Below are 18640 nucleotides of genomic sequence, written 5' to 3'. Positions count from 1 at the left end.
TAATTATCTAGTCTATATTATACAAATATATAATTTTGAAAGCGATAAATGCCACCTCAAAACTACTTTTTAATTCTAATTTAATTAATGTAAAAAATGTCTAACTCCTGTAAACATCATCGGAATTCCGTGCTCATTTGCAGCTTCGATGCTTTCCTGATCTTTTACACTTCCTCCCGGCTGGATGATCGCTTTGATACCTTCCTTAGCGCAGAAATCTACAACATCACGGAAAGGAAAAAAAGCGTCTGAAGCTAATACAAGATTTCCGGAGAATTTCTCTTTAGCTCTTTCGATTGCCTGCTGAGTTGCCCAGATTCTGTTAACCTGGCCTCCTCCGATTCCAAAAGCCTGAATACCGTTAGAAACTACTATCGCATTAGATTTTACATATTTTACAACCCTTTGAGAGAAAAGCAATGCTTTTTTCTGCTCTTCAGTAGGCTGTACATCGGTAACTACTTTAATATCTTCAGAGAAATAAGTATCGTTATCCTGAACCAGCATTCCTCCATCAATTTTCACCCATGTCTGCTTATCGGAAACCGGATTTACGATCTTTATAATTCTTAGGTTTTTCTTTTTTCTTAAAATTTCAAGAGCCTCCTCATCAAAATCAGGAGCCATAACAATTTCAAGGAAAGTTTTATTTAATTCTTCAGCAGTAGCCGCATCGATCTTATAGTTCATTGCAACAATTCCGCCAAAAATTGAAATAGGATCACATTCAAAAGTTTTTTGATATGTTTCCAATGCTGAAGTCCCGATCGCCACGCCACAAGGTGTAGAGTGTTTCACAGCACAACAAGCCATCTCTTCTTTAAATTCAGTAACCACTTTCCAGCAAAGATCCATATCGCGGAGATTGTTGAAGGAAAGTTCTTTTCCTCCAAGTTGTTCGAAATCTTTCATCGCTCCATTTTCGAAAGTGGAAACATAATAAGCAGCAGTCTGATGAGGGTTTTCACCGTATCTCAGATCAGCAGCTTTTTTATAAGATGCACTTAAATAAGTAGGATATTCCTCTTCTAAAAGCATTCTTGAAATAGCAGCATCGTAAGCAGAAGTAAGATTGAACACTTTACCGGCCAACTTTTTACGGGTTTCGATATACGTGTCTCCATTCTGTTCCATTTCAATTTTTACGGTTGTATAATCTTCAACATCAGTAATTACAGTAACAGAGTCAAAATTTTTGGCTGCTGAACGAAGCATTGAAGGACCACCGATATCGATAAATTCTACCTTTTCATGTAGAGAAATATCTTTGTTTACGTTTTCAAAGAAAGGATAAAGGTTTACAATAACCATATCGATCAAACCAATTCCATGTTCCTGAACCGTCTTCATGTGTTCTTCATTGGAACGAACAGCAAGGAGCCCACCATGAACTTTTGGATGCAGGGTTTTTACTCTGCCATCCAGCATCTCAGGGAAATTGGTCACCTCATCAATCTGAATCGGATTCAGACCGGCTTCCTTCAAATGTTTGAAGGTACCTCCGGTAGAAATCAATTCGTAGTTTTGAGCTTCCAAAAACTGAGCGAATTCTATTAATCCACTTTTGTCAGAAACACTAATTAAAACTCTCTTTTTACTCATCTTACTTTCAATTTTTTACTTTTCACAGCTATCTCAAACTGTATTCCCGGTCTTTCACCCCCGGATTTACTTTTATTTTACTTAGATTTTTTTTAATTGTAACAATGTCCCTTTCCAGCAATGTAATATTATCAAACAGGTATATTATATTAATTCCCTAATACTTTATTGATCGCTATCGGAAAAATTTCGTACTCAATCTTGTGTACTTTTTCAGCCAATGTTTCCGGAGTATCATTTTCTGTAACGTCAAATGCTTTCTGAAGGATAGCCTGGCCTTCGTCAATTCCCGGAGTTACAAAATGAACTGTTGCCCCGCTTTCTTTTTCTTTAGCTTCAATAACGGCATTATGAACATTCATTCCCCACATTCCTTTTCCACCAAATTTGGGGAGCAAAGCAGGATGAATATTAATTATTTTACCATTCCAGTTTTCGCAGAATTCAGGTTTCAGAATAGATAAGAACCCTGCCAATACAATTACATCAGTATTTTCAGGAATTACTTTGCTCAATTCACTGCTGAAATTTTTCCCTCTTGGAATGAGTATATTTTCTATATGATGATTTTTTGCTCTTTCCAGCCCGTAGCATTCTCTGTCTGCAACAACCAAAGACACTCTTGCATTTTGGATTTCTCCACTTTCAATGGTATCTAAGATTCTCTGAAGATTGGTCCCGGAACCAGAAACGAGTACAACGATGTTTTTCATTAATTTAGATACTAGATGTCGGATATCAGATTTCAGACTATTTCGTCTTGTATCTGATATCTGACATTTGAAGTCTTTTAAAATGTTAATTTTATTTTCTCACTTCCTTCCCTGATTTCTCCGATTTCGTAAGCATCATCCAGCAGGTGTAAAACTTTCTCTGCATGTTCAGCATCTACAACAACGATCATTCCCACTCCCATATTGAAAGTTCCGAACATTTCTTCGCGAGCTACCCCACCTCTTTTTTCAAGTTCAAGCATTATGCTTGGGATCTGTATTTTTGAAGCATCGATAGAAGCACACAAACCTTCAGGAATAATTCTTGGGATATTTTCATACAACCCACCTCCCGTGATGTGAGCGATTCCTGCAACTTTTACTTCTCCGATTACTTTATGAATATCTTTATAGTACAATCTTGTAGGAACCAATAAAGTTTCATACAAAGGTTTTCCTTCAAATTCTTCTTCAAAATTCGGGAATACTTTTCTTACCAGTGAAAATCCATTGGAATGGAATCCTGAACTCGGTAATGCAATGATCTTATTTCCCGGTTTTATTTTAGAACCATCAATAATCTGATCTTTTTCAACAATTCCTACACAGAATCCTGCAACATCATAGTCCCCAGGCTGATACATCCCCGGCATTTCAGCGGTCTCACCACCTATCAATGCACAGTTGTTATCTTTACAGGCTTCTACCATTCCTAAAACAATTTCTGCTGCAATTTCAGAGTCTAATTTTCCACAAGCCAGATAATCCAGGAAGAACAATGGCTTGGCACCGTGACATAAAATATCATTGGCACACATTGCGAAGCAATCTACACCGATAGAGTCATATTTTTTAGAATCTAAAGCTACTTTAAGCTTAGTTCCTACTCCATCCGTACCGGAAACGAGTACCGGATTTTTATATCCACCGATTTCATAGAAAGCCCCAAAACTTCCCAAATGGTTCAGTACATTGGAATTGTGGGTCTCACCAACCGCTTTTTTGATCTTATCAACGGTTTTGTATCCTTCTTCTTTGTCTACTCCTGCAGATTTGTAAGTATTGCTCATGTTATTATTTAGATTTTAGATGCCAGATTTCAGATTGCAGACTATTGAAAATCTAATATCTTACATCTGAAGTATATCCAACCTTTTTATATTATAATTTTATTTAAAATTTAGAAAATAAAAAAGCCGACAATCTTAGTAGATTATCGGCCAGTATTTTATCTGAGAATTTTAGAGCCCACAGTTTTCCCTTTTATGGAAAAACATTCTTTGAAAGTGGACTGAATTTTCATCTCTTTTTCTTTTTGCAAAAATAGTAATTTTAAATTAAAATTCAAATTCTATTTTTCAAGGATTGTTTCAATGGCAGAAATCTTAATAATTTTCTCTCTCAACTCATTATCTTTTTCTTCATTAGAGATCTTTTCAGCTGTTTTATCAAAATTATCGTTGAAGAAAGGAAGAGAGAATGTTTCTACAATATTTCCTCCGTGGAAAGGGAAACGTTTTGTTGCAGCTTCCAAAACCCCGGCTCCACCTCTCCCTCCCGGTGATGTAGACATTAAAAGCATTGGTATTTCATTCCACACTGTTCTGTCCTTGATTCTTGAAACCCAATCAAATACATTTTTAAAAGCTGTTGAATATGTTCCGTTATGTTCAGGTAAAGAAACCAAGAGTACATTAGCGCCATCAATTTTTGCTGCAAAATCTTTTGCTTCCTGAGGTACTCCTCCGGCCAATTCTCTCTCATGCTTATAAATAGGCATTTCGAAAGGGTTAAGGTCTACTACTTCTACTTCTGCTTTTCCCGCAAACAAAGAAGCTGCGTAGGATACCAAATGCTTATTCATTGATGCTTCGGAATTACTTCCTGCTATTGCTAAAACTTTCATTCTGTTTAATTTTTTTAATGTCTACAAATTTAATTTTTATTTTAGATAAGATGGTAATTCCATTGGCACTTCCATCAATAATATTTCTGTGTCCTCAATTGCTTCAATATTAAAGCTTTGGGTATCCCAGATTCCTAATCCGTCTCTCTCATTTAAGATTCTGTCGCCTACTTTTGCACTTCCTTTTAGAACAAATGCATAAACCCCGTTTCCTTTTTTGTTAAACACGTAGTTTTTACCATTCCCTTTTGTAAAGTTAGCCAGGTTAAACCATGCATCCTGATGAATCCACACTCCATCATCATTTTTGTTGGGTGAAAGAATCTGCTGGAAACCATTAATTTTCTCTCCTTCTTTGATGCTTTTCTGATCATATCGGGGCTCTACATTCAGCTCTCTTGGAAACACCCAGATCTGAAGAAATTTCACCTCCTCATCCTTGTTTTTATTGTATTCGCTATGCTGAACACCTGTCCCGGCACTCATTACCTGAATCTCTCCTTTTTTGATAACCGCCGTTGTACCCATTGAATCTTTATGCTCCAGATCTCCTTCTAATGGAATAGAAATGATTTCCATATCTCTGTGAGGATGTGTTCCGAATCCCATTCCCTGAGAGACGGTATCGTCATTCAACACTCTTAAAACTCCGAAGTTTGTTCTTTCAGGATTTTGATAGTTTGCAAAACTGAAAGTATGGTAGCTGTTTAACCAACCATGATTAGCATGGCCTCTTGAATCTGATTTATGATATACTGTTTTCATATTGTGATTAATTATGGTACAAATGTACGCAGCGTAGACGGAGTGGATATTGATGTAGGGTAAGAAAGGAAAAAAAGGTGAAATCGTTGAAAGGTGAAAAGGCAAAATCGCTGAATTGCGGAACTGCAAAATCGCCATCTTTGTCGATGAACAACTTTCACCCTTTGATAAAAACTTTTTTCAACAAACATTCCTAGCGATTAAACGACTTAACTGTTCTGACTTTTCGCCTTTCAGCATTTTTGTCATTTTGCTTTTCATCTATTCAGCCACTTCGTCATTCTTCGTCTCTTCTTCAATTGTTGTCCCAAAGATATGCTGACGGTGATTTTTACCCCAATTTCCCAATGATTCTACCACAGGGTGAAGTGTTTTTGTATATTCTGTCGGTAAGTATTCAATAGAAACAGGATATGTATCCTTCACAACCCTTTCAAGCAAACCATTTTGTTCTAATTCCTTTAATTCTTTGGCTAAAACTTTCGAAGTAAGCTTGGGAATGCTACGTTCAATCTCTGTGAAACGCTTATTTCCGGCATTCAAAGAAATGATGATCTGTAATTTCCATTTCCCATTAATGACATCCAATGTATCCTGAACAGGTTTAAGAGCCTTTGTACAATCTTTATGATTATGTTGTTTTTCCATTATTCCACTTTCCTTTAGGTAACCACTATACTTTTGAAAGTAAATTTACAATAATTTTGACATTAATAAAAACAAAAAAAATTTAAACAAAATGGCTAACATTTTAAATATCAAAACAAGTATTGTAGGAGAAAATTCTATAAGCAATCAATTATCTCAGACTGTTATCAATCAATTACTGGATAAAAATCCCGGGAGCACGGTTGTTATCCGTGATCTGGGTTTAAATCCTATCCCCCATCTGGAGATTCATCATTTTAGTGCTTCAAGAATTCCGGATGAGGAAAAGAATGATGAACAGAAAGAAGCATCAAAATATTCTAACGAAGCATTAAAAGAAGTTCAGGATGCAGATATTATTGTTATAGGAGTTCCTTTTTATAATTTCAGTTTTCCGTCAACTTTAAAATCCTGGATCGATAGCATATCTGTTGCAGGGAAAACATTTTCTTATATTGACGGGGTTCCGAAAGGTCTTCTGCAAAATAAAAAAATATACCTGAATTTCGCATCCGGAGGTGTGTATGAAAATGGACTTATTGAAAATATGGAAACCTACTTAAAAACCTTATTCGGTTTCATCGGTATTACGGATATCAAAGTTTTCAAATCTCAGGGAACCATGGTTCCACAGTTGAAAGAAACAAATTTATCAAAAGCAATTGCTGAGATTGAAGAACTGGTATAATTCAATTGAGCTAATAAAAATGTAAGTTTTGGCTAAGCCGTTTTTATACTCTTATTGTTGAGGTGGGTTTAAACCCACCTTTTTCATTACAGGAGGATTAGTTTATTTTTTTAAGAAAGGTTAAAAAGCCTCCTTAATTTTGGAATTTCGTTTAAGATAGAAAAGTAAAGCGAAAATAATCAGCATAAGGGCAATCAGAGATTCTAAAGTTGCAGACGTATAATTGAGCTATTATTCTCTTTGAATATGGATATATTAAATAATCTCATCAATTTTATGGAACAGTTGCAAACTTCATTTATGATGAATAAATCTGTAATTTAAACTATATTTTGGCTAAAGCTATTTGTATAAATTAGAAAAGCGGACTAAAGCCCGCTTCTATTGATATATTTTTCGACATAATTGTATTGCTGCCTTCTAACTTCTAATATCTGATATATTATTACTAATATAAAATTAAAAATGGACCTGTTGAATTTCTTCTTCAATTTCTTTAGGTGTTTCATCTTCAGATTTAATAAAAATCATCGTAAGGACAGCTCCAAGCAACATACAAACACCTCCTATAACAACATACCCAATTGCATAATTCCCAAAGAGTCCGCTTACAATAGGCCCACCAAAAAGACCGTTGATAATCTGAGGAATTACAATAAAGAAATTAAAGATTCCCATGTATACTCCCATTTTCTTTTGAGGAATAGCATCAATCAGCATCGCATAAGGCATTGCTAAAATACTTGCCCAGGCAAAGCCTAATCCTATCATTGAGATTTTCAGATAACTTACATCTTTGATAAAATACATAGAAATCAGTCCTATCCCTCCACAAAAAAGAGCTAATGCATGAGTTTGTTTTTTTCCGATTAATTTGGCGATTGGGGTGAGCAGAAACGCAAACGGAATTGCCCACAAGTTATAATATCCAAACAATTTTCCTGTAAGATCGCCAGCCCTATTGAATTCAGCTGAATGAGTATCCTGCGGGGACAGTCCGAAATGATGTGTTGCCAAAGCACTTGTGGTAAATACCCACATCGTAAAAAGAGCAAACCATGAAAAAAACTGAACTGCACCTAATTTCTTCATAAGCAAAGGTATTTTAGCAAAATCTTTGAAGATATCAGTAAATTTAGATGGTTCTTGAACCATTTCTTTTCCATTTTCAAATTCTGCAAACTCCTCTGGGGAATATTCCTTTGTACTCACTATGGTATACAGTATGCTTGCCAGTAAAAACCCTGCTCCGATATAAAAGGCATAAATTACATTATCCGCTACAAAACCAGGCTGAGCAACGTTGGAAATTCCAAGTTGAGTTAACCAATCCGGCAAATAGGACCCGATAACCGCTCCGATTCCTATCAGTATTGTCTGAACAGAAAATCCGATTGTTCCCTGATGTTTTGGAAGCATATCCCCTACCAGCGCACGGAACGGTTCCATTGCAACATTGATGGATGCATCCATCATGGCCAAAAATATAACAGCTAATAATAAGACATTTGCTGCCATCATATGGGTTGCGGAAGCAGCATTGGGAAGTAGTACCAGGCCTATTGCGCACAAAATGGCTCCTATTAAGAAGTAAGGCTTCCTTCTTCCCAATGGGCTCCAGGTATTATCCCCCATGTGACCGATAATAGGCTGAACAATCAATCCGGTAACGGGAGCGACCAACCAAAACCAGGAAAGCTCGTGAACATCTGCTCCAAAGTTGGCAAGAATCCGGCTGGCATTCCCGTTTTGTAAACCAAAAGCCATCTGAATCCCTAAAAATCCCATACTCATATTGATGATCTGAGCCATGGAAAGGTTCGGTTTTACTTTTTTAGCCATTGCCTGTTATTTGGTTTTCAATTGCTGCAAAAGTACATCCTCAATCGGTGCCTTTTCAGCCACCACTTTATCTATTACATCATTTGGAACCGTTACGGAAAGGACATATTGTTTTACTTTCCAGCTTCCGTTTATTTTTTCCACCACACCGGAACCACGGCAGATTTTCATCTGGGTATCCAATAATTCATCAAACCAGGCTAGTTTACCGTCTTTACTGAAATACACATTTCTTTTCAAAGAAGTAAAATTCCAGGTCTTCTTTTTATCAAAATACGGCTTAGCCCAAACCATAAAAGCTTTTTTATCCCAAACTTCTGTGGCATCAGTCCCGATGAATGTAGACTCATCAGCAAAATAATTAAAATATGCAGTATAATCTGCTTTGGCAGCAGCAACATTGAATCCGTCGAGCATGGTTCCGATCTCAGCTTTATCTTTCTCGAATTTAGACTGCGCTGAAGAATAGTTGATAGCAAACACCAGGAGTACCAGCGTATAAATGATTGTTATTTTTTTCATATTCTAATTTAAGATATTTGATGTCATTATTTTTGTAATTCAATCACAAGCGATGTTTTTGCAGGTATGGTGATGGTGTTCTGTAATGAAAATTCCTTCCCTGAAATGATATCTTTTCCCTTTTTAATGGTGCCTATAGATTCAGCAAATCGTTTTAAATCCAAAACCTGCTCTTTTTTATTATTATTTAAAACAACCATAACACTGTCTTTTTCATTATACCTGAAATATACGAAAACATTGTCTTGGGGAATATAATTTTTGGTTTTTCCCGTATGAATAACCTCTTTCCCTTTTCTCCAGTTCAGAAGTTTTTGGGTAAAAGTGTAGAATTCCTTTTGCTTTTCCGTTTGGGTTGAAGGATTAAAAGCATTTTGACTGTCTGATTTCCATCCTCCCGGAAAGTCTCTTCGAATATCAGCATCTCCTCCTTTCTTTTTATCCCCCTCATTCCTATTTCAGAACCATAATATATTTGCGGAATTCCCCGGACAGTTGAAATTACTGTTAAAGCCATTTTGTACGCATCCGGGTCAGCATTAAAAATTTCATTCCATCTCTCGGTATCATGATTTTCGAAAAAGACCATCACATTATCAATATCAGGATACAGGAAATCACTGGTAAATACGTTATACAATTTAATCAGCCCGCTATCCCAACCATTTTTTTCAGTAAATGCTTTAGATAGATCCCCATACAGCATAAAATCCATTACAGAAGGTAAATTGGAATTATAATGAGCAGCCTCTCCTGTTTTTGAATCTTTCTGCCAGGCCGAAATCTGACCGGCTGTATATAACCACGTTTCACCAACAATATTAAATTTCGGATATTCATCAGTAATGGCTTTTGCCCATTTTGCCATCGCTTCTTTATCGTTATAAGGATAGGTATCCACACGAAAACCTCCCAGCTCGGCATATTCGATCCACCAGATTGCATTCTGGATCAGATATTTCAGAACCAAAGGATTTTTTTGGTTGATGTCGGGCATTGTTTTATCAAACCATCCATCCAAAGCATATTTTGTATCAATATCAGATGCATTGGTATCAAACTGAGTCGTTGTTTTATAATTCGAACGATAGAAGCCTTTTTCTCCTTCATCAAACCAATGGATCCAATCTTTGGTTGGCAGATCCCTGATCATCCAGTGTGAAACTCCCCAGTGGTTGGTAACATAATCCAAAACAAGTTTCATATTCCGCTTATTCAGTTCACGGGACAGTTCACGGTAATCTTCGTTGGTACCATAACGTCCATCGATTTTATAAAGATCTGTTTGTGCATATCCATGATAAGAATATACTTTTTCATTATCTTCAGTAACCGGAGTTAGCCATACGGATGTAGCACCTAAATTCTGGATATAATCAAGATTATTGATAATACCGCGGAGGTCGCCACCATGCCTTCCGTTGGGAAGCTTTCTGTTTGCTTTTTCAGTAAGATCAGGCTGAGAATCGTTCTTCTCATCACCATTGGCAAAACGATCCGGCATGATCAGATACATCACATCTTTAGAGGTAAAGGACTCCCTGTTGGCTGAATTGGGATTTCTTTGTCTGAGTTCATAAGAATAAGAAGCTATATTTTCAGTTCCTCTTTTTATGTTGATTTTAAACTCAGAAGCATTAATTTCATCCGTATTAATGGTAACGAAGAGATAGTTTGGGTTCTCAACTTTCCGGATATCTTTAATTCTAATACCATTGGACAGCTCAATCCCATAATCTGCGATGTTCTTTCCATAAATCAATAACTGAAGCTCAGGATTTTTCATCCCTTTCCACCAAAATGCAGGCTCTACTCTTTCTAATGTTTTCAACTGGGAAAAAGCAAGGCAACCTGTCAAAAGAGCTAATATTGTATATAGTTTTTTCATAATGGACTTGGTTTAAAAAAACCTTACAGGAATCATATACCTGTAAGGTTTAAGTTTTAAGTTGGTTCTTAAAATTTATTTTATAGGCTTAATGGAGATTGCAAAACCACCACTTCTTACCATTTTAAAATTGATCTTAGACTTGCTTGTAATCTGTTTTTTGTAGATGTTATAGCTTTGAGGATTATTAATATAATCAGCGTCTTTACCGTCTTCATAAATTGTTGCCTCATATTTCTGACCTTTATCCAGGAAAGAGAAGTCTACTGTGTATTCACGTTTGTTCTCGTCTGTAATTCCACCCACGAACCAATTGTCGGTTCCTTTAGCTTTTCTGGCTGTAATTACGTAATCTCCAGGCTCTGCTGCCAGGATTTTTGTATCGTCCCAATCCGCTGCTACATCTTTGATAAACTGGAAAGCATCCATATGCTTCTTGTAATTCTCAGGTAGATCGGCAGCCATCTGAAGTGGCATATACATGGTAACATATAATGCCAGCTGTTTTACCAAAGTAGTCTTTACAAATCGTTTATCACCTGGGAAGTAATAATCCAGTTTAGTCTGGAAAATTCCCGGAGTATAATCCATTGAACCTCCCATCCATCTTGTAAATGGTAAAATGGTTTGATGATCTGCATTATTTCCTCCAAATGCCTCATATTCCGTTCCACGGGCTGCTTCTGCGGAAATGTAATTCGGATAGGTACGGCTTTCTCCTGTCGGACGTACAGATTCATGAGAATTAACCATGATCTTATATTCATTCGCTTTCTCTGCAATTCTGTAAAAATGATTGATCGTCCACTGAGAATAATGGTGCTCGCCTCTTGGAATAATATCTCCTACATATCCTGTTTTTACAGCATCGTATCCATATTTATTCATTAACTGGAAAGCTTTATCGGACCATCTTTCATAATTGGTTGCCGAACCTGAAGTTTCATGATGCATGATCAATTTGATCCCTTTGGAGTGGGCATAATCATTCAGCATTTTGATATCAAAATCCGGATAAGGTGTAATGAAGTCAAAAACAAATTCCTTTGAATGTCCAAACCAGTCTTCCCAACCGATATTCCAACCTTCGATCAGAAGTCCCTGAAATCCGTTTTCAGCAGCAAAGTCGATATACTCTTTAACTTTAGTATTGTTCGCAGCATGCTTTCCGTTTGGAGTTAATTTGGTAAAATCGGTTTTACCTAAATGAACATTTTCTGCCGTAGAATAAGCCCATTGGGATTTTCCGATGATCATTTCCCACCAAACACCCATATATTTTGTAGGGTGAATATAAGAAGTATCGGTATATTTAGTCGGCTCATTAAGATTAAATATCATTTTTGAGTCCATTACCTCTTCTGCTTTTGGAGATACTATAATCGTTCTCCATGGCGTAACAGAAGGAGTTTGAATATATCCTTTCGCTCCTTGCCTGTCGGCTGTAAGATGCGTTTTAAATTTAAAATTCTGAGCATCCACTTCCAGATGCGAAGCAGGATAATCCAAAACCGCCGCTTCAGCTACATTGACGTATAAAGGACTTTTACCTTCTTTCTTTAACATTAAAGGAGACTGAACTGCATTTTTAACCAATGACTGAGAAGCATTGGCATCAAACGCTTTGTCCCATCGACCCGGGATTTCAGAAATTTTTGTTTCCTGATATTGGTACTCCTGAGAATCATAATCAGCCACAATCCACCATGCTTTCATATCTGTCGGAAAATCAATTTCAGAATCTTCCTCTCTGATCACAAAATAATTAAGGTTCTTCTGTTGTGGGAATTCATATCGGAAACCTAATCCGTCATTAAACAACCTGAATTTTACCACAATGCTTCTGTCTGTGGAAGCCTGATTAAGCGTAACAGCTAATTCATTATAGTTATTGATATAGTTTTTCTTTTCTCCAAGTACAGGCTGCCAGGTTTCATTTTTAGAATCCCTTTTCTCATCTGTCTTGGTAAACCCGTTATTCAAGTCAAATTTAGCGTCTTCTGCTTTTGCAATTTCAGAGGCAAATTTAATAGCTGTGTCTTTAAATAATCTCAATCCCAATTTAGAATCTTCAACAACTACTGCCCCATTATATTTTAAGTTATAATAAGGTACTCCCTGCTTTAGCTGAAAGTCCATTTCGAACTTTCCGTCCGGCGATTTTAAAGTTTGTGCATTAACACCCGCAAACATCATTGAGAACAATAAAGCTCCAACTGTAATTTTCTTCATAATGACTATTTATATGTTTAAAAAATAAATAAAGTGTTACTAAAAAGCAACACCTTACTTTTTAAATTCTATGTAATTTAATATTTGATATAGTATTTTTCAGGATATTTTAAAATACAGGAATTACAGAATATTCACCTGTTATATCATTAAAATATACATCATAATGGAATGCTGTAGCTAAAGGAATGTTAGCTCCTCCTACGGCTGCTACTCCAAAGAATTCCTGTGCTACTCCCCAACTTGTTCCCCAATCATGATTAGCTCTGAACTTAAATTCACCGGAATTCATTGCAACATTCTTCTTCACCCAAATATGAGGATCAAAAGTTGATTTCTGAAGATCAAGATCCGTATTCCAGTCCCCTGATGCTGTTCCAATCATTGAAATAGTTGTATAAGTTGTTGACGGAGCAGGTACAGATACTAAAGTATAAGTCAAAGCGGTTGTATTAATACTGAGCTTATAATACCCCGCAGCTGCAACAGGAATATTCCCTGATCCACCACTTGTACTTAATGTTCCTGGAGAACCTAATCCATATTGCGGATCCCATGATCCAGGAGTTTTAATCATTTTAAATTCTCCCTGTGCAAAATACCCAGTATAAGAATAGATCCCGGCAGTAGCCGTTTTTTGCAATGGAAGGAAATTAGTATTAGCTGTTGTATTTGTCCATCCGGCTGATGTGGCATCCCCTATTAGATATAAATCTGTATAGTTATAAACAGGTCCTAAAAGATATGGAGTGATTGTTAAAGTAATTACCTCAGAATAAAAGGGTGCTGCCCCGACTAAAGTTCTTAAGCGAACCTCAATTTCAGCTGCTGCATTTGTAGATGCTCCTAAACTCAATGCTATATTGTTAAGTTGTTTATGAGTAAAGGCTATAGGAGAATTTGTAGCTTCCATAGTAGAAGCATCTTTAAAACTTTTCCCTTTTATTGCAAACTGTAACTGTTGTGTGTAAACTACAGGTAGATCAAAAGTTGACTTACTCCAGGTTACATTCAAAGCTACGTTATCAGGATTGTTTTTATCCAAAACGATCGTTGTCTTATCTGGTGAAATCTTACTTTTGGTAGTTTCAGTAATAACAGCCTCATCATCGTCTTTTGTACATGAGATAACCCAAAGCCCTACGAAAGCTATTGCTAAGATTTTAAAAAAATGTTTCATTTTTAGACTTTTTAAAGTTAATACCCTGGATTTTGAATCAAATTAGGATTAGCTACGATATCATTAGCTGGAATAGGAAATAGATTTCTATATTCATCCACTCCTTTTCCTTCTTTCACACCACCTTTCCAAGGCCATATATAAGCACTTGAGGTAAATTTCCCATATCGTATTAAATCAGTTCTTCTGGTAGCCTCCCACGACATTTCTCGCGCTCTTTCATCTAAGAAAAAGTCAGTATTAATTGATGTAACTAAGTTTCCTCCTGCTCTTGTTCTGAGAGCATTTACATATCCTAATGCAGTTGCAATATCACCTCCTGAACCACCTCTAGTAACAGCTTCGCCATACATTAAATAAATATCTGCTAAACGATATAATGGTATATCAGCATCTACAAAATTTCCTGTAGGGTCAGAACCTGGTGCATTGTTAGCATATTTTATATTTTTATATTTTATAAAAGCATATCCGTCAGTAAAAGCAGTTATATCATTAATCTCCAGATTTTGCCCGCTTGTATAGAAATTACCTCTTTGGTCATTAGAGTTTCCGTTAAACAAACTCACAAAGGATTTCGTCGTTCTTAAACCACCCCAACCACCATTGACACCAAATTGAGCAGCAGGCATTGAACCTCCAATAGCAGCATGTACCATGAAAGTTGAGCCCCCATAAGTTTTTGTACGCATTCCATCATAATTTACTGATAAAATAACCTCCGGATTATTCAAATTATTATCCGCCATAAACAATGAGCCATAATTTGATTTTAAGGCATACCCAGAACTAATTACTTTTTTACAATAAGTAATACAATCTGTATTTCTTTCTGTCCCCGTATAAACTTTTGCGTTTAGATACAGTCTTGCAAGTAATGCCCAGGCAGCAGCTTTATCCGCTCTACCATATTCATTTGTTTTAGGATCTTTTAAATCGTTGGCACAAGCCAATAATTCAGTTTCCACAAACTTAAATAATTCTGGTCTTGTAATTCTTGGAGGCGGATTATTAATGATATCAGTTGTTTCCAATACATAAGGAACATTTCCAAATAAATCTAAAGCATGATAGTATGATTGAGCTCTTAAAAATCGAGCTTCAGCATTCATATATTTAGCTTCAGTAAGATTACTTCCTGAAATTCCATTGGTAGCAAGTTTTTCATCGGTTGTATTTTTGATGAATTCATTACTAACAGCAATAACGTTATACATTCTATAATAAATCGCCGCAACAAAAGGATTTGAAGCATTCCAGGTCATATTATGCATTTCAGGCAAACCAGCATCACTCCAGGCAATAACAGCCTCATCTGTCGTCAATACCTGCATACTATACATCTGACGAAGATAATTGGAAAACCCACCATCTATACCTCCGATATCCGTATTTCCATCTCCATTATTTTCATCACCTTGTCCTCCAATTGCTAAACCTGCATAGATTTTTGCGAGAGCAGGTTTATAATTATTAAAATCTTTGTATAATACGGTAGAGGTTAAACCCAAGGTTGGCTCTCTTTCGAGATCCTGTGTACAAGATCCTGTTGAAATTAAAGTTCCTAATGTAATAGTTCCAATAATTAGTTTTTTATATAAATACTTATTTTTCATGATAGATTAAAATTGAAAGTTAAACCCTACTGAATAAACTTTAGGTCGTTGATAAAATCCGTTATCAATTCCACCAAAAACCTCAGGATCCACACCTTTGTATTTGGTGATTACAAATACATTTTGAGCCATTGCATTTATTCGTAAATTTGTGCCTTTCCCCATAAATTCACCTGCGTTATATCCAACCGTAATGTTATCCATTCTTAGGAACGAAGCATCTTCTATAAACATATCAGAGAATAACTGTGTAGTTGCAAACTGAGTATTTAGAACACTTGAATTGGTATTGCTTAAGAAATTGTTTGCCTGAATATTTGCTATGGAACTGTTAGAAGCTGAATTATTATAAACATAGTTACCTAAAACCGCTCTAAGGGATGTTCCAATATCCCATTTCTTAAACTTCACCTTTGTGGAAAAACCTAGTATAACATCCGGATTCGGTGATTTGTAAAAATATTTATCATCTTCTGTTATTTTTCCGTCCCCATTTCTGTCAATGTAAGCCCCGTCCAATGGTTTTCCGTTAGCACCGTAGACCTGTTGATAAACGTAAAAGGCATTAAGAGGTTGACCAACTGTAATTGCCTGAATATAATTGTTGATTCCAGAAATACTTCCAGCAGGTATCTTATAAGCAGAATCTACATATTGTGAAAGACTCGTAACTTTAGGATTGAATCTCGTTGCATTAAAATTTACATCCCACGTTAGATTTTCATTTTTTATCGGAATGATATTTAAATTAGCTTCAAATCCCTTATTAGCAATAATTCCAACATTTTTAATATTAAAGTTATTTAAATCTCCAGCCCAAGTTGGAACTTTTGCAATCAGATTCTCAGATTTCTTATCAAAATAATCTATTGAACCATTAATCCTACTATTAAGAATTTCGAAATCCAACCCTAAATTTTTTGTGGTTGTAGTCTCCCAAACCAGATTAGGATTATAAACATCCGGACGAAGTAACGTATAAAAGTTATTCCCAAATTGATACTGAGCAGTACTACTATTGCTATATGAATATGAACCAAAAGCAGGATAAAAATTACCTGTTTCCTGTTGTCCTGTTTTACCCCATCCAGCTCTTATTTTCAAGGAATTTATACTTGAAATATTCTTCAGAAAATTTTCTTCATTGATTTTCCAAGCAACTGACACTGCCGGGAAATTACCCCATAAGTTATTTTTATCAACTCCATTCCAGAATGTAGAAGAACCATCTCTTCTTATTGATCCGTTAATGACATATTTATTAGCTATAGTAAAAATACCTCTAGCATAAAAAGACAATAAGGTTCTTCTTGTGTCTCCGGGAGTTGAATAATCTGTTTTTTGGTTGCCATAATATGTAGGTGCTTCAGGAGTAATAGAACGAGTATCCTGATAAGAATAACCTGCAATAATATCCAAATTGGTATCTATTGCATCAATTTTCTTAACATAATTTAAATATGACTCGAAAAGTTTACTTTTTATTTCTTGGGAATACGAACGGTAAGATCCTAAACTCCCTATTCCTTGAGCATAGTCTTTTGATACATTTACAGATCCATCACTTTTTGCATAATCATATGATCCCGTCACATTTAAACGTAAATCAGGCAGAAAATGGAATTTATAATCTAATTGAAGGCTAGGTATAATCCTAAAAACAGACGAAAGATCTCTTTTCCCGTACAATAATCCCAAGGGATTTCTGGTACCATTTACATTTAGTCCTGTAGCCTGATTTTGAGGATCCAACCACTCATAATACCCTCCATAATTTGAATTACCAGAATACACAGGCTGAGTAGGATCAAAATAGATAGATGCTCCAATAGCCCCTTTATCTGGAAATCTGTTCTCAGAAAATGTTCCTTTAAAGTTACCATTAACAGTTAAGTGATTATCAAAAAATTTAGGTGAAAAATTTAAACCTAAAGATGTTCTTTTAAACTCATTTGTTCTAACAATACCATTTTGTTCATTATATCCTATAGAAACTCGATAAGGTAATTTTTTAATACCTCCGGAGAAAGCTATATTATTGTCAGTTCCCCATGCTTGTTGATAAATCTGATCCTGCCAATTGGTATTTGCATTTCCTAGGTATGTCTTTTGAAGTGCAGTTCCGTATGTATTTACAAAATCTCGAAATTGGCTGGCATTGAGGACGTCCACATTACCCATTTTGGTAGAGACTGAAAAATTGGTATTGAAGTTAACTTTCAATTTACCTGTAGTTCCTTTCTTTGTTGTAATTAAAATGACCCCATTTGAAGCTCTGTTACCATAAATCGCTGCGGAAGAAGCATCCTTTAAAATATCAAAAGTTTCAATATCATTTGGATTTATGAGAGCTAATGGATTAGTGGCACCACTTAAGCTATTAAAGTCAATAGGTACACCATCAATTACTATTAATGGATCATTATTAATAAATGAAGAACCTCCTCTTACTCTTATAGTAGAACCTGCACCGGGCGCTCCACTGTTCCCAGTTATCTGCACGCCTGGGGTTTTTCCCACAATTAATTGGTCTGCAGTTGCTGCACCACCATTAAAATCTTTTGATGTCACTGAAGAAATAGATCCTGTTAAATCTGTTTTCTTCTGCTTTCCATATCCAATCAGCACCACTTCCTCTATTTTCTTTTCTTTAGTCACAGAGTCTTGTGCATAAACCATTGAACTGGCCAATAAAAAAGCAGGTGCTATTTTTAATACCGTTGTAAAATTTCTCACAATATTTTTTTTATATAGTTTCGTTTTTGTAGTAATAATGGCGTGAAAACCACGCTTGCAATTTAGAAAAAAATTAGAATTATCATAAATTTAATAAAACTTTAGATAATTTTATGTAAATTAAACGCGGTCCAAAGATTAGATTTCTGCTTTTCATCAATTTACACGATCTTATGCATTGCATAATATTATCGCAGGATTAACAAAAAGTTAAACAAACGTTTAACAAAATGTAATATTTATTTCCCAATAATCGCTTATTGTTGCTAATATTAAGGGCCATCAAGAATTTTCGGGAGATA

General features: G+C 35.7%; 15 protein-coding genes. 1 reads left to right on the top strand and 14 read right to left on the bottom strand.

Features of this window, described 5'->3' with window-relative positions; genetic code table 11:
* Nucleotides 1-84: 84 nt before the first annotated feature.
* The 6 genes from purH to MTQ00_RS01965 all read right to left on the bottom strand — a co-directional run bounded on the left by purH (nucleotide 85) and on the right by MTQ00_RS01965 (nucleotide 5634).
* Nucleotides 85-1602 (bottom strand): bifunctional phosphoribosylaminoimidazolecarboxamide formyltransferase/IMP cyclohydrolase, encoded by a 1518-nt coding sequence (purH, locus tag MTQ00_RS01990; protein WP_273647518.1) that lies wholly within the window; start codon nucleotides 1600-1602, stop codon nucleotides 85-87.
* A 149-nt stretch (nucleotides 1603-1751) separates the two neighbouring features.
* Nucleotides 1752-2315 carry a phosphoribosylglycinamide formyltransferase gene (gene purN, locus MTQ00_RS01985; RefSeq protein ID WP_273647517.1) on the bottom strand — a complete coding sequence of 188 codons (564 nt, stop codon included), beginning with the start codon at nucleotides 2313-2315 and terminating at the stop codon, nucleotides 1752-1754.
* Nucleotides 2316-2392: 77 nt separating this feature from the next.
* Nucleotides 2393-3385: a phosphoribosylformylglycinamidine cyclo-ligase gene (gene purM / locus MTQ00_RS01980; protein WP_273647516.1), complete on the bottom strand. Its 993-nt coding sequence runs from the start codon at nucleotides 3383-3385 to the stop codon at nucleotides 2393-2395.
* Nucleotides 3386-3666: 281 nt separating this feature from the next.
* Complete coding sequence (locus MTQ00_RS01975) at nucleotides 3667-4221, bottom strand: NADPH-dependent FMN reductase (RefSeq protein ID WP_273647515.1); 555 nt, start codon at nucleotides 4219-4221, stop codon at nucleotides 3667-3669.
* A gap of 36 nt (nucleotides 4222-4257) precedes the next feature.
* Entirely contained in the window at nucleotides 4258-4986 is a 729-nt protein-coding gene (locus tag MTQ00_RS01970) for a pirin family protein (protein WP_172277767.1), read from the bottom strand.
* 261 nt (nucleotides 4987-5247) lie between these two features.
* Nucleotides 5248-5634 carry a winged helix-turn-helix transcriptional regulator gene (locus MTQ00_RS01965; protein ID WP_273647514.1) on the bottom strand — a complete coding sequence of 129 codons (387 nt, stop codon included), beginning with the start codon at nucleotides 5632-5634 and terminating at the stop codon, nucleotides 5248-5250.
* Between the two features lie 91 nt (nucleotides 5635-5725).
* Between MTQ00_RS01965 and MTQ00_RS01960 the strand changes: the two genes are divergently transcribed.
* Nucleotides 5726-6322 (top strand): FMN-dependent NADH-azoreductase, encoded by a 597-nt coding sequence (locus tag MTQ00_RS01960; protein ID WP_273647513.1) that lies wholly within the window; start codon nucleotides 5726-5728, stop codon nucleotides 6320-6322.
* Nucleotides 6323-6781: 459 nt separating this feature from the next.
* On the opposite strand, the gene MTQ00_RS01955 is transcribed toward MTQ00_RS01960, so the two are convergent.
* The 8 genes from MTQ00_RS01955 to MTQ00_RS01925 all read right to left on the bottom strand — a co-directional run bounded on the left by MTQ00_RS01955 (nucleotide 6782) and on the right by MTQ00_RS01925 (nucleotide 18338).
* Nucleotides 6782-8164: an MFS transporter gene (locus MTQ00_RS01955; RefSeq protein WP_273647512.1), complete on the bottom strand. Its 1383-nt coding sequence runs from the start codon at nucleotides 8162-8164 to the stop codon at nucleotides 6782-6784.
* Between the two features lie 6 nt (nucleotides 8165-8170).
* Nucleotides 8171-8686, bottom strand: a complete 516-nt coding sequence (locus tag MTQ00_RS01950) for a nuclear transport factor 2 family protein (protein ID WP_273647511.1) — start codon at nucleotides 8684-8686, stop codon at nucleotides 8171-8173.
* A gap of 26 nt (nucleotides 8687-8712) precedes the next feature.
* Nucleotides 8713-8940, bottom strand: coding sequence for a cyclomaltodextrinase C-terminal domain-containing protein (locus MTQ00_RS22330; RefSeq protein WP_442868070.1), 228 nt, complete (start codon nucleotides 8938-8940; stop codon nucleotides 8713-8715).
* A 50-nt stretch (nucleotides 8941-8990) separates the two neighbouring features.
* The gene (locus MTQ00_RS01945; RefSeq protein WP_442868039.1) at nucleotides 8991-10574 is read right to left on the bottom strand and encodes an alpha-amylase family glycosyl hydrolase; all 1584 of its coding nucleotides are present in this window, start codon (nucleotides 10572-10574) and stop codon (nucleotides 8991-8993) included.
* A 75-nt stretch (nucleotides 10575-10649) separates the two neighbouring features.
* The gene (locus MTQ00_RS01940; protein ID WP_273647510.1) at nucleotides 10650-12806 is read right to left on the bottom strand and encodes a glycoside hydrolase family 97 protein; all 2157 of its coding nucleotides are present in this window, start codon (nucleotides 12804-12806) and stop codon (nucleotides 10650-10652) included.
* A gap of 109 nt (nucleotides 12807-12915) precedes the next feature.
* Nucleotides 12916-13986 (bottom strand): SusE domain-containing protein, encoded by a 1071-nt coding sequence (locus MTQ00_RS01935; protein ID WP_273647509.1) that lies wholly within the window; start codon nucleotides 13984-13986, stop codon nucleotides 12916-12918.
* A gap of 17 nt (nucleotides 13987-14003) precedes the next feature.
* Nucleotides 14004-15602 (bottom strand): RagB/SusD family nutrient uptake outer membrane protein, encoded by a 1599-nt coding sequence (locus tag MTQ00_RS01930; protein ID WP_273647508.1) that lies wholly within the window; start codon nucleotides 15600-15602, stop codon nucleotides 14004-14006.
* Nucleotides 15603-15608: 6 nt separating this feature from the next.
* Nucleotides 15609-18338, bottom strand: coding sequence for a SusC/RagA family TonB-linked outer membrane protein (locus MTQ00_RS01925; RefSeq protein WP_273647507.1), 2730 nt, complete (start codon nucleotides 18336-18338; stop codon nucleotides 15609-15611).
* Nucleotides 18339-18640: the final 302 nt, after the last annotated feature.

It is taken from the genome of Chryseobacterium sp. B21-037 (assembly GCF_028570785.1).
Lineage (GTDB): Bacteria > Bacteroidota > Bacteroidia > Flavobacteriales > Weeksellaceae > Chryseobacterium > Chryseobacterium proteolyticum.
This window is presented reverse-complemented; position numbering and strand designations above follow the sequence as displayed.

What these genes read in the sequence shown, in the direction of transcription:
- purH (WP_273647518.1), bottom strand. Translation starts at nt 1,602, where the DNA reads ATGAGTAAAAAGAGAGTTTTAATTAGTGTTTCTGACAAAAGTGGATTA.
- purN (WP_273647517.1), bottom strand. Translation starts at nt 2,315, where the DNA reads ATGAAAAACATCGTTGTACTCGTTTCTGGTTCCGGGACCAATCTTCAG.
- purM (WP_273647516.1), bottom strand. Translation starts at nt 3,385, where the DNA reads ATGAGCAATACTTACAAATCTGCAGGAGTAGACAAAGAAGAAGGATAC.
- MTQ00_RS01975 (WP_273647515.1), bottom strand. Translation starts at nt 4,221, where the DNA reads ATGAAAGTTTTAGCAATAGCAGGAAGTAATTCCGAAGCATCAATGAAT.
- MTQ00_RS01970 (WP_172277767.1), bottom strand. Translation starts at nt 4,986, where the DNA reads ATGAAAACAGTATATCATAAATCAGATTCAAGAGGCCATGCTAATCAT.
- MTQ00_RS01965 (WP_273647514.1), bottom strand. Translation starts at nt 5,634, where the DNA reads ATGGAAAAACAACATAATCATAAAGATTGTACAAAGGCTCTTAAACCT.
- MTQ00_RS01960 (WP_273647513.1), top strand. Translation starts at nt 5,726, where the DNA reads ATGGCTAACATTTTAAATATCAAAACAAGTATTGTAGGAGAAAATTCT.
- MTQ00_RS01955 (WP_273647512.1), bottom strand. Translation starts at nt 8,164, where the DNA reads ATGGCTAAAAAAGTAAAACCGAACCTTTCCATGGCTCAGATCATCAAT.
- MTQ00_RS01950 (WP_273647511.1), bottom strand. Translation starts at nt 8,686, where the DNA reads ATGAAAAAAATAACAATCATTTATACGCTGGTACTCCTGGTGTTTGCT.
- MTQ00_RS01945 (WP_442868039.1), bottom strand. Translation starts at nt 10,574, where the DNA reads ATGAAAAAACTATATACAATATTAGCTCTTTTGACAGGTTGCCTTGCT.
- MTQ00_RS01940 (WP_273647510.1), bottom strand. Translation starts at nt 12,806, where the DNA reads ATGAAGAAAATTACAGTTGGAGCTTTATTGTTCTCAATGATGTTTGCG.
- MTQ00_RS01935 (WP_273647509.1), bottom strand. Translation starts at nt 13,986, where the DNA reads ATGAAACATTTTTTTAAAATCTTAGCAATAGCTTTCGTAGGGCTTTGG.
- MTQ00_RS01930 (WP_273647508.1), bottom strand. Translation starts at nt 15,602, where the DNA reads ATGAAAAATAAGTATTTATATAAAAAACTAATTATTGGAACTATTACA.